The organism is Marinomonas aquimarina (assembly GCF_900089755.1).
Lineage (GTDB): Bacteria > Pseudomonadota > Gammaproteobacteria > Pseudomonadales > Marinomonadaceae > Marinomonas > Marinomonas aquimarina.
The window spans coordinates 311,543-324,201 of the sequence record NZ_FLOC01000002.1; the positions used below are offsets into that span (position 1 = coordinate 311,543).

Genomic DNA, 12,659 nt, shown 5'->3' on the forward strand with positions numbered 1-12,659 from the left:
AAGTTACCACAGCTCATCACTCAAAGGACACGTTTTAGCACATTATTTGAGCAACAAAATGTAAACGCTGACCTCAGGCATTGCTAAGCTCGCCTTCTGCTACCACGCAGTTACGCCCTTGGCGCTTAGCACAATACATACGTTGGTCGGCAATCACGATCAACTCACTGCTACTGGACACTTCCTCATTGATCGCCACCCCAATACTCACTGTAATCGCAATGTCACGCTCATCGAGGCAAAAGGCTTGCTGCGCGACGGTTGCACGAATGCGCTCCGCATGGGCCATCAGCGAAGCCTTATCTCCCGCCAACAAGATACAAAACTCCTCTCCGCCATGACGAAACAACTGATACTGAGGCGACATATTCTGAATGCGCTCGGTTAATTGTCGCAGTAACTCATCCCCCACATCATGGCCATAACTGTCATTCACTTTTTTAAAATGATCAATATCGATCATCATCAAGCCGAATAGAGTATGACTTTTCAAGAAGTTGGCTAAGTATTGTTTAAACGCCAAACGATTTTTCACGCCGGTTAAGGTATCTGTCATCGCAAGATTCACTAGGTCGCCTTCAATGCGACGACGATTGCGCTCATAGACATGAGAGATTCCCATAATACACAGATAGCAAAAGAAGAAATTCAGACGTGTTGAAACCGTATTTTGGTACCCTTCTGCCTCGACTTTGAGGGTTAGAATAATCAGCATTAACACTAAGGTAATCAGGGAAACCGACAGCCCTACTCGGATACCAAGGGTGAGATAACACAAAATCGGCAGGAACATCGGCCAGACAATCAAGGCATTACTGAGCGGGCGGCTCCACACGGCATAGCTAACCAATAAGCAGAACAACAATAAATACACATATTGCTGCCAGGTAATTTTCGGCCATTTTTTTACATGAAAAAAAATATAAATGGAGAAGCCAGTCAGCACGACTTCAGCCACTGCGAGATACAGTGCATTGCTATTAAAAAAGAAATTCCAGATCGCCAGCAAACCAGCCAATATACCAAGGATCAAACATAAGCCTTGCCATACTTTATCGCGTAAGCGCTTGCTTATGGAAATATCTACATCTTGCACATTACCACTCCAAGCAAAGTCTCTCATTGAATGGGCTATCGTTCATTTGCTCCATGTAATAAATCCATAATACTCGCCCTCCCTAATAAAGCAATTTATTAACTAGCGCTTTAGAGACAAGAAAGCCCCAAGTCAAAAACTTGAGGCTTTCTAAATCACGGCTATAAGGAAGCCTTATTGGCTTGATTTAAAACGGCTAACCATGTTTTGCAGTTCATTGGCCAGTTCATTCAGTGAAGCAGCAGTATGGGAAACCTGTGACGCAAGGTCATTGGATTCATTGGCACCGTCATGAATCACCAACACATTGTTGTTGATTTCTTCGGCTACCAGATGCTGTTCCTCTGCCGAGGCACTGATCTGGATCATCATATCCTTGATCGTCAGTACCGAAGCCAAAATCTGCTCAAACACTTGGTAAGTCTGTGCCGCCAGTTCTACCGAGCTGTTTGCTACCGTGACACTGTTTTCCATTTTACCGGCAACGATATTGGTTTGCTGCTGCAAGCGTGTCAGCAATTTATCAATTTCATCGGTGGACTCAGAGGTACGACCCGCCAGTGTACGTACTTCATCCGCCACCACTGCAAATCCACGCCCCTGTTCGCCGGCACGAGCGGCCTCAATGGCGGCGTTCAATGCCAACAGGTTAGTTTGTTCCGCGATGGCTTTGATGGTGTCCAAAATCCCTACGATATTGTTCGACTCTTGCTCGAGGGTCACCATGGATTCATTGGAGCTGTTAATCTCAGATTCCAATTTATGTAAGGAGTCCATGGTTTGCTGAATCAGACGGTTACCTTCTTGAACCTGTTGCTCACTGTGCTCTGCTGATGCGGCTGCGGAGCTGCAGTTAGAAGCCACTTCATTGGCGGTCGCCACCATCTCATTGAACGCTGTCGATAGATGGTCAACCGAATTGGCCTGCTTCATGACAATGCCGCTTAAGTCAGCAGACAAGGTTTCCGAGTTGTGAGCCACCTTACCGATATCATTACAAGAGTTTTTCGTACGACCAACGATACTGTCGATGGATTCGACAAACTGGTTGAAGGCTTTGGCCATTTGACCCGATTCATCCTTCGATGAGTCGTCTAGACGCTGTGTCAGATCTCCTTCACCTTGACTGATATCGGTTAAACGTTCAGCCATAACTTTCACTGGCTTAATCACTACCGACGCTAAGAAAGAGCCAATGGCAATAAAGATCACCACCATAATGATCGAGATAATCACAATATTCGTAATCAGGCTGTTAGCCTGCGCATAGACCACACTGCTGGGAATCAGACCAATAAATTTCCAATCCAAAGCTTTAGAAGTGTAAACACGAGCAAACCACTCTTCACCATCAATGGTCAGTGTTTGAATCTCATCACTTTCCTTCAGGCTAGCATATGGATGCGAGGCATCAGCAATGTCTTTAAAGTTGTTTTCTGGGTCAGCCGGATCCGCCAAAATGGTGTTCGTGTCTTCTACCATCACCACATAGCCTTCACCGCCGAACTTCACCGTCGCCAACAATTCGGTTAACTTTTTCAAGGTGACATCTACGCCAACCACACCCACAGCACCATCTTTGCCTTCGAAACGTTGTAGATAATCAACCAACGGGGCACCAGTAAAACTATCGCGGTACGCCGGAATTCGAGTCGGCTTGGTGGCATTGATAGATTGCTTGTACCAACCTTTTTCCGTTGGGTCATAGTTGGCACCACTGTTACCATGAGGCCACTGTAGATAACCTTTATCCGCAGTACCTACCCAGATATAAGCAAGGTCTGGGTGCGTTTCACCAAAATCTTCGAACAAAGCAAAAGCCGCCTGCTCCTCTGGCGAATTAGACTCTGGCGTCATTTTTTTAACTGGCTGATTGGCGTAGCTTTCAATACTCCCAGGTGTAATATTTTTCACTGCATCAGAACGGGCGAAAAACGCCGTATTTTCAGCAAGGTTATTCAAATACATGGAAAACAATGTATCCACGTAAAAAATTTCCGACTTGCTTTGGTTGCCGAACTTATCAACGGCATCTGTTCGCACACTGCTAATAATGACTAACGACACCAGCAATACGGGCAAAATTACCCCTGCTGCAACCAGTGCAATGATCTTTGCACGAACCGTCATGTTTACCTCACAAAAAGCTTTTAGGGTTGTTCCCCAATTATTAGAATAAATTATCTGACCAATGCACTCTCGATTGCATTTACCCATTTGATCAGACAGTTGCTCTATACATCCTTGTAACTTGTTAAGTTCAAACGGCAATACTCGTGTGCCGTTTGAACTCCATAACTCAATTCTGACCAATTAAACCACAACTAAATTAGCTTTAGCTTAATTAAAGACAGAATTCCCCCCTTTGCAGAATCATCTCGCTAAGGATTGATTTGGATCGCATGAAAAAACTGCTATTTCTGAACTCTCAGTCACACTCGCTCCATAAGTGTATGCAAAGAGCTCTATATTTGCTGAGTTTAGACGATCAAATCACGTTATTTTTATTGCAAAAATGTACTGATATGAAACGACAAGTAACTTTTATACTTCCTTTTAAGGCAATGCTGCCGATGACATAGCACGATCAGAGGCGACCCCCATTAAGGCTATATATGAGTTCAAACAGGTGAGATCCGTAATCCACTTTGCGTTATTACGATGAGATCTTTGCATGAGTCACCTGTTTAAAGTCAGGTAACGCATTTGCACAATGGGGCATCATAAATGCAGAACCATTATCTACGTTTATAGACTTAACCCTTAGTTCTCAACCAATTAGCGATGCATATCGATTACGTATTAGGCACTACTTATAAAAAAAATACGTGCTTAAAGCAACATATTATTGCCTGGTAGCGACAGCGCATGCCAAATAGCGCTACTTATCTGAGCGCTATTTGGTGGCCTGCTGGGCGTATTTAAACGCGGAAGGTATAGGTTAAAATATCCGCCACCTTACGGTCGATCTCAATCCCTGCGGCGGCAATATCCTCTCGCGTTACTTGGTAAAGCAGAGGCTTCATGTCACGTAATTTGACGATGGCTTTCGGGTCCTCTGTTAATAACACCGCCACATACGAAAACGCATCGTAGTAAGCAAAGCCATTATCTTTGAGAGCATTTAAGTAAGAATCCAGTGTTTCCTCACCAAACACTTGCTTGATGGCTGTCACCGCACCATAAATGGCCGTTCCTTCACTTAACGCGGTGGCGTTGGCTTGCGTGTCTTTGCCCAGTGGATATAAGGCACGGACCAATACCTGAATCAGGTCCGCTAGCAACATGACATCATTGGTAAAACTGCGGGCTGGCATCTGAATACGGTAATGGTAGGGCTGCTCGGTTGAATCAAACACCAACTCAGGTTTGGCCACATCCGCGTCGACAACAAAGCCTTGGAATTGCGCTTGTTCAAAAGCAGGACCAAATAGGAACTCCACCGCGGGCAACCACGCCTGACGAATTTTCTCTAATTTCTGAACCTGTGTTAGCTGAGACTCGGACACCTGACTACCCCATTAATTTATGACATTACGTCGTGCTAGCAAGCCGACGTTTCTGGACAGGAACCATACCACAGTGTGACGCTTTGCGACTAGAAGCCCCACCTAAGCGGCAGGGCTGAGAAAGGTTATCGCTGGTGCGCCTGTGCTGTCTTGCTGCAATCCCCTGTAATACGCTGCTTTTCTTGCGCTAGAATGTCATCGGTAAACTGGCCCATAAAGCAACAACAGATGCCTTCCCCAATCATGGTTCGTGGCCCCATTGGGTGGCCAATATGTTGGTACACCCCATGGTGGTGATGGTGTCCATCACCGTGAGAATGGCCGTGCGAGTGCCCATGATGATGGTGACCATGTGCATGATCATGGCTATGGGAGTGGTCGTGGCTGTGGACGTGACCATGTGAATGATCTACGGCTTGGACTGCGCCAAAGGTCATTACATGCTTTTGATCTGACTCTGACAGGCCTTGCGTGTCGTCTTCAGGATCCACGTATTCCGCGTGATGATGGTGTACATCCACTTCCCCCGCAGCCAGACGACGTTTGAAAGAATTCATCAGCGTCTCATCAACACGGTTAGCCAATGAACCATCCATGATTTCCTTGACGCGATTCTCAAACGCATCAATCACGCGCTCATGATCACTCAGGTAATGAGCTTGAATAAATTCGATGCCAGGGTTCTCTTGCGCTACCTTGTCGACATAGCCTTGAATACGCTTAATCAAACGACCGGTAAACAGGAAGTAAGGCGCCACCACGATACGCTTAAAACCAAGCTTGACCAGCTTCTCAAGACCGACACCGACAGAAGGATAGGTCACCCCCGAATAAACCGTGTCGGCCCAGCCAAAGCCCATGTTTTCGTTGACGATACGCGTCAACTTCGCCGCTTCCGCGTTGGCTGCGGTATCCGATGTGCCACGGCCGACCACCACTAACATGGTATCGTACAGTTCATCCGGTGGGTTGTTTGGATCTAAGCCAAGCGATTCGTAAATACGCGCTTGGAAGGCTTCAATCATGTCCTCTTGCAGACCCAGCTCACGGCCATAGTGCACCTCTAAACCGTCATTCTTTTCTTGATAGGTGGTCAACACGGATGGGATATCATTCTTAGCGTGGGTGGCCGCAAACAACATGCCTGGAATGGCGTAAATATCCTTTACGCCCTGTTTAATCAGACTGTTTAGACCCATATGAATGTTCGGTGCCGAAAACTCAAGGAAACCGTATTCAACCGGCAAATCAGGGAAGCGGGCTTTCAGTCCTTCGGCCACCAAGCCAAATTCACGTTCTGCATCCTTGTCGCGGCTACCATGGCCACAAATCATTATGCCTTGCTTTTTTACTGGGGTTGAATGATTCATATCTCTCCTTGGATAAAGTCACGCTATAAGCGTTTATATTAAGGGTCAATCCGCTCGATAGGATTAGCGACCTTGCGTTTCTTGGCGCTGATCCATCTCGAGTAATAAGGATTGGATTTTGTCTTGGTAGTCCCCTGGCTCGGACCACATGCCACGTTGAATGGCTTCGAGTAGTCGTTCGGCCATTTCTAATTGTGCATCGGGATTATTACGCTGCATAAAATCTTGATTCACTGGGTCCAGTAGTAAGCTGTCCGTCACCTGCTGGTATTGATAATCGGCAATCAGGTCAGTTGTGGCATCGTAGGCAAACAGATAATCCACCGTCGCCGTCATCTCAAATGCACCTTTGTAACCGTGCTCTTGCATCGCGCCAATCCATTTCGGGTTCAGTACACGACCACGAATCACACGGTTCAGTTCTTCTTTTAAGGTGCGCACTTTAGGCTGACTCGGATTGGAGTGATCATTGTGATACACGCTGGGGGCTTGGCCGCTAAACTGGGTCACGGCATTGGTCATGCCACCTTGGAATTGATAATAATCATCTGAGTCAAGCAGGTCGTGTTCACGGTTATCCTGGTTTTGTACTACCGCTTGTAATTGACCAAGACGGTTAGCAAACGCTTGCTTCGCTTCGACGCCATCACGCAAGCCACCATCGTAGGCATAGCCGCCCCAATTCAAATAGGCTTCGGCAAGATCCGCTTGGCTATCCCAGCAGCGCTCATCAATTAACCCCTGTAGCCCTGCGCCATAGGCACCTGGCTTACTACCAAACACACGATAGGAAGCTTGTCGTGTTGCTTCTTGTTCGTTTAATCCTTGGCTTAACAGTGCTTGCTTACGGGATTCCACGTTGGCGCGAATGGTATTGCCCTTACCCGGCTCTTCAAATTCAGCAATGGCTTGTACCGCGGCATCATAGAGCCGCATCACATTAGCAAAGGCATCGCGGAAGAAGCCAGACACCCGCAAGGTGACATCCACTCGTGGTCGACCAAGTTGCATACAAGATAACACTTCAAAGTCGGTCACACGGTTGGAGCCTGGGGCCCAGATCGGTCGTACGCCCATTAGGGCGAAAGCTTGAGCAATATCATCCCCGCCGGTACGCATGGTGGCGGTGCCCCACACCGACAAACCCAAGTTAGTGGGGTAATCGCCATGCTCCTGTAGATGGCGCATCACCAAGGCTTCAGCAGACTTTTGCCCAATCGCCCAAGCGGCAGGCGAGGGAATCGCACGATTATCCACCGAGAAGAAATTACGCCCAGTGGGTAAGGTATCCAAGCGACCGCGCGTCGGAGCGCCACTCGGCCCCGGTGGAATAAACTGCCCTGACAAACCTTTTAGCAACGCATCAATTTCATCGTGAGCGCTTTGCTCCAGAGCTTTGGCCAAGGTCTGCTTAGCATGGGCCAATAAGGCGTAAGTGCTGGGCAATTGCCGACTATCAATCGGCTGTTGCTTGATTAGCGAAGTAAGTACTAACTCTTTGGCAAACAGTTCCAAGCGCTCTTTGGTATCCGCATGGGTGCGCCATGCTTGATTAGACACATGCGATAACAGCTCAGGTTTTACACTTTGCCAAACCGCGCGGTTCGCTTCCATTGGATCAAAGTCAGGCTCATCAATACCCAGATCTTTCACCAAGGCATGCAAAATGCCCATACTGGTAACACTTGAACCACGTGGAAGACGCAAAAGTGCGACTAATGTATCGGCTAGCTTGTTCTGTTCTGGCAGCTCGCCAAGGCGATGTAAGCCATGGCGAATCTGCGACTCTTTGATTTCACAGAGGTAAGCATCGAGCCCCTCCAGCACCGAGTCGTCATCGCCTGCCTGCACACCCGCCAGTTCTTCCAGCAAATGGCTACTTTTCACTTTTTCTAGAATCGAGTCACGCAGCCAGGCTTCGCGGCGGGTATCCATGCCTAGGGCTTGATAATACTCGTCGACCAGGGTTTCCAGCTCGGCCATATCGCCGTAGCTTTCGGCTCGAGTCATGGGAGGCATTAAGTGGTCGATGATCACAGCTTGAGTACGGCGCTTGGCCTGCGCGCCCTCCCCTGGGTCATTGACGATAAACGGATAGAAATGCGGCGTGGGCCCCATGGCGATATCCGGCCAGCAACGCTCAGACAAGGCCGTGCCTTTACCTGGTAACCACTCTAAGTTGCCATGCTTGCCCACATGGACAATCGCATCCACTTGATAGACATGACGTAGCCAAAAGTAATAAGCCAAATAGCTGTGGGGCGGAATCAAATCCGGGTCGTGATAGTTGGCCGCCAAATCTAAATTAAAGCCCCGAGCAGGCTGAATGCCAACAAAGGTCTTACCTAAACGAATCCCAGCTAACATCATGCGCCATTCGCCATCGACGGCGCGGCATTTATGATCGTCTTCCGGTGGCCCCCAGCGATCCCAAACCGCGTTTTGCGCGTCGAGCGGCAATTGATAAAAATGTGTTAAATAATCATTGAGACTCAGACTTTGCCAACAACCACGTTGATGCAGGGTATTAGGGTTATTGGTGACCGCGCCCAATAAAGCCTCAATCAAAGCATTGCCCTCTTCAGGTACGTCTTCGATCGGATAACCCGCCTGCTCTAAAGCACGTAATAGATTCACACTGGAAGCCGGCGTATCCAACCCCACCCCATTGCCAATGCGGCCATCTTTGGTGGGGTAATTGGCAAGGATAAAAGCAACACGCTTTTCAGCATTCGGCAAAGCATGCAAACGCGCATAGCGCTTGGCAAGCTGTGCCACAAACGTCGCTCGCTCCGCATGAAGCTCATAACGCAATAAATCAATCTGCGCCTGCTCGTGAAAATGAGACAGGGCTTTAAAGCTCACCGCCCGGGTGATCACACGACCATCCATTTCCGGTAAAACGATCTGCATCGCCACATCACGACTGCGAAGGCCTTGGCTTTGTGCTTGCCAGTCTTCTTCGGTGCTGCCCGATAAAATCAGCTGCAATACGGGTAACGGATGTTCAAACGCCGATTGAAAATCGGTGGGCTCAGACGCCAGATCAGGACTGCCAGCTCGGTTTGCCGAAAAGCCGGTGCAGTTCACAATCAGCGTCGCTTGTGAACGCTCAATCAGGGTATTCACCAACTCGAGACTGAGTGGATCTTTCAAGGATGTTAAAGCGACTTCTAGCGCTACGACGCCCTGCTCAAGCAAGATATTCGACAGGTCCGAAAACACCTGAGTGTTGCCACTTTGAAAATGAGAGCGGTAATAGAGCACCAAGCCAACCGGATGGCCTTGCTGCAACGCGGCTTGATAATGACGCTGCCAAGACTGCAGATCGCTCGCTTTACCGTCGAGCACCATCAGCGCGTTGGGGATGGCAATCGGCTCCAGCCAATTATCTTCGCCTATGAAATAGTGATGATCTAAGAAACGAAACAGATTCTCGGCATTGGCTTCCCCTCCTTCACGCAAATAACGCCAGACACGTTGCACGCTAGTTTGATCTGCCGAGGACGCCTGCATAATGTCAGGATCGGCACTGTCATCCCCAGGCACAATGATTAGATGACGATTGCGTTTGGCTTTCGCCCAAGCCTGCAGACGTTCAAAGCCATAGGGCCAGTAATGCTGGCCGCCTAGCAAAGACAGCACCACCACTTGAGCACGGCCTTTTTGTGTGGGCTTATCTAAAACAGCGTCTTCGTAGAGATCATAGGCAGCCGGTTTGACCAATTGCATCCAGTTGGCCAAACGTACACGTGGAGAGTCGTCCCCTTGCCAAGCATCTAATGCTCGGCCTAGGGCACTTAACAGCGAGTCGGCAGCCGCCAACACAATGATGTCAGCAGGGCTTTGCCCCAAATCGATGATGCCTTCATCGTCAACAAAGCCACCCGGTTTGGCTGCCAATAAATGCACAGTATTACTCGCTTAGGCGGTCAGGGCCGCGTTCAGTTGGTCTTCAATCTGTTCTTTGCTGATGCCTTTGCCGATGAACACAAGCTGTGTTTGGCGCAGCTCATCCGGCTGCCACAGGCGATCAAAGTAGCGCTCAAGACGCGTGCCCACCACTTGGAAGACTTGGCGCATTGGCTTGCCATTGACCGCAGCAAAGCCTTTTACTCGGTAAATATTGTGCGCTTCCACCAAATCCTCTAATGAGTTTTGCAATGAGTCCGCGTCCACTTCGCCAAGTTTTACCACAAACGACTCAAAGTGATCGTGGGCGTGATCATGCTCATGACCGTGGGCGTGATGGTGGTCATGGTGATTGTGTACGTGCTCGATACGCGCTTCGGTGGCGGCTTCAAGGCCTAGCAATACATCTAACGCCGCTTCACCGTTTTCAACGTAAGCAATCTTAACGCTGGACTCTACTTCCTCTTCGATCACTTGCTTCACACGATCACGTTGTGATTGATCCAGTAAATCGTTTTTGCTCACCACTACTAAGTCAGCAGCGCTTAACTGATCATCAAGCAGTTCTTGAAGTGAAGGGTCGTGATCCAAGGACTCATCAGCAAGTCGCTGTGCTTGAACCTTTTCTTCATCATGGGCGTAACGACCCGCTGCGACAGCTGGACCATCCACGACAGTGATGACTGCATCCACAGTACAATGCTCTTTAATACCCGGCCAGTTGAAAGCTTGAACCAACGGCTTTGGCAATGCCAAGCCACTGGTTTCAATAAGGATATGGTCAATGTCATCACGACGTGCAACGAGCTGTTGCATTACAGGTAGGAACTCTTCTTCTACCGTGCAGCAAATACAGCCATTGGCCAGTTCATAAAAACCATCTTCGCCACGCTGCGTAGCGCTGTCGTCTTCACAATCCAGTGGACAAGAACGCAGCAAGTCGGTGTCGATATCCAATTCACCAAATTCATTGACGATCACGGCAATACGTTTGCCCGCCGCTTGCTTCAGTACATTTGATAGTAAAGTGGTTTTACCGCTGCCCAAAAAGCCGGTGACAACGGTGGTTGGAATCTTGTTAAGTTGCATAATCAATCCTTACACTGCATCGTTTTTACGATGAATCTTGCGGTAAATATGGGCCTGTGATTTGTCGTATAAATACGAATCAGCAAAGTCTTCGCTGTCGAGTACATGTCCCACCAAAATTAAGCTGGTACGGGTAAACTTCTTCGCGCGTACTTGCTCGACGATGTCTTTTAACGTCCCCGTCACATAGTCCTGATCTGGCCAACTGGTGCGATAGCACACCGCAACAGGGCAATCCTCGCCATAATAAGGGATCAGCTCTTCAACAATCTTGTGTATACGCGTCACCCCAAGGTGAATCGCTAAGGTGGCTCCGCTCTTGGCAAGGGTGGGTAAACGCTCACGCTCAGGAAACGGTGTCTTACCCTCGTAACGAGTCATAATCACCGTTTGTGAAACACCAGACAGGGTCAGTTCTTTTTTAAGCATGGCCGCAGACGCTGCGACCGCACTGACGCCAGGGATCACTTCATAGTCGATGGCTAAGGCATCGAGGCGACGCATTTGTTCCCCTGTTGCACCATACAAGGCTGGGTCACCACACTGTAAGCGCGCCACATTTTTGCCTGCGGCGGCGGCTTGGCGAATAATTTCAGTGGTTTCATCCAGATTCAATGTGGCGCTGTCGTAAATGACTTCCGCTTGATCACGCACCTGGTCAATCACTTCCACCGGAATCAAGGATCCTGCGTACAAAATCACCGGACAGCGTTGCATGGTTTTCAACGCTTTGACTGTAATCAAATCTGGGTCGCCGGGGCCGGCGCCAATAAAGTAGACCGTCATGGCTTAAGTCCTTTTACTTTTCTATTACTCTTAATGGCTTATAGCTTTTTCGAATAGCCCCGTGGCGTATAAATCCAGTGTTTCTCGCCGTTAACAATATGGCGCGATTCACTGTTGCCAACACTGACCATGGTAAACATATCGACGTCTTTGGCATCCAATTCAGCAAGTGTGGTAAAGGTGATAGATTCTTCTGGACGGGTTAACTGACGACCGATCATCACGGGGGTCGTTGCAGGACGGTATTGCAACAACACATCTCGGGCGTGGTTTAGCTGCCAGTCACGTTTACGAGATACAGGGTTGTAGAAAGAGATGACAAAGTCGCCTGCGCCTGCCGCGTGGATACGCTTATCGATGGTTTCCCAAGGGGTTAGCAAATCACTCAAGGATACGGTACAGAAATCATGGCCTAACATAGCGCCAACCCGACTCGCTCCCGCTTGCATAGCGGAAATCCCTGGAATCACTTCCACCTCTACATCCAACCATTCAGGGTGGTTTTCTTTGCCTTGCAGCTGTTGGTCGAGTAATTCAAATACTAGGGTCGCCATGGCATAAATGCCGATATCACCACTGGAGATCAAGGCTGTGGTTTTACCTTGAGCAGCCAGATCCAGTGCCAAACGGGCACGGCCGATTTCCTCACCTAATGGCAGGTCATGAAAAGTTTTACCTTCACTTAGCTCACCTAACAGTTCTAAGTAATAACCGTACGCTACCCAATCGCTGCAAGCCGCTAACGCTTTGGTAGCATTCGGCGCGACCAATCCTAGGTCACCAGGGCCCATGCCCATGACAAATAATTTGCTCATTTTCGACTACTCAAACAATTTTGCTGAATTGTACCGCTTCTCATAGCCGCTAAGCATGAAAAGGATGGTAAAGAAAATGAAG

Annotated in this window: 8 protein-coding genes; all 8 read right to left on the reverse strand. The window is 48.7% G+C overall.

Annotated elements, in window-relative coordinates:
- Positions 1–73: 73 nt before the first annotated feature.
- Positions 74–1,096: a GGDEF domain-containing protein gene (locus tag MAQ5080_RS03470; protein ID WP_197464634.1), complete on the reverse strand. Its 1,023-nt coding sequence runs from the start codon at positions 1,094–1,096 to the stop codon at positions 74–76.
- Positions 1,097–1,270: 174 nt separating this feature from the next.
- Positions 1,271–3,226 (reverse strand): methyl-accepting chemotaxis protein, encoded by a 1,956-nt coding sequence (locus MAQ5080_RS03475; RefSeq protein ID WP_067211807.1) that lies wholly within the window; start codon positions 3,224–3,226, stop codon positions 1,271–1,273.
- A gap of 791 nt (positions 3,227–4,017) precedes the next feature.
- Positions 4,018–4,605 (reverse strand): hypothetical protein, encoded by a 588-nt coding sequence (locus tag MAQ5080_RS03480; RefSeq protein ID WP_067211809.1) that lies wholly within the window; start codon positions 4,603–4,605, stop codon positions 4,018–4,020.
- A 125-nt stretch (positions 4,606–4,730) separates the two neighbouring features.
- On the reverse strand, positions 4,731–5,975 hold the full coding sequence (locus tag MAQ5080_RS03485) for a sirohydrochlorin chelatase (RefSeq protein ID WP_067211813.1): 1,245 nt from the start codon (positions 5,973–5,975) through the stop codon (positions 4,731–4,733).
- Between the two features lie 63 nt (positions 5,976–6,038).
- Positions 6,039–9,887 carry a cobaltochelatase subunit CobN gene (gene cobN / locus MAQ5080_RS03490; protein WP_067211816.1) on the reverse strand — a complete coding sequence of 1,283 codons (3,849 nt, stop codon included), beginning with the start codon at positions 9,885–9,887 and terminating at the stop codon, positions 6,039–6,041.
- A 12-nt stretch (positions 9,888–9,899) separates the two neighbouring features.
- On the reverse strand, positions 9,900–10,976 hold the full coding sequence (gene cobW, locus MAQ5080_RS03495) for a cobalamin biosynthesis protein CobW (protein WP_067211820.1): 1,077 nt from the start codon (positions 10,974–10,976) through the stop codon (positions 9,900–9,902).
- Positions 10,977–10,985: 9 nt separating this feature from the next.
- The gene (gene cobM / locus MAQ5080_RS03500) at positions 10,986–11,762 is read right to left on the reverse strand and encodes a precorrin-4 C(11)-methyltransferase (RefSeq protein WP_067211823.1); all 777 of its coding nucleotides are present in this window, start codon (positions 11,760–11,762) and stop codon (positions 10,986–10,988) included.
- A gap of 38 nt (positions 11,763–11,800) precedes the next feature.
- Positions 11,801–12,577: a precorrin-3B C(17)-methyltransferase gene (cobJ, locus tag MAQ5080_RS03505; protein WP_067211828.1), complete on the reverse strand. Its 777-nt coding sequence runs from the start codon at positions 12,575–12,577 to the stop codon at positions 11,801–11,803.
- Between the last annotated feature and the right edge of the window lie 82 nt (positions 12,578–12,659).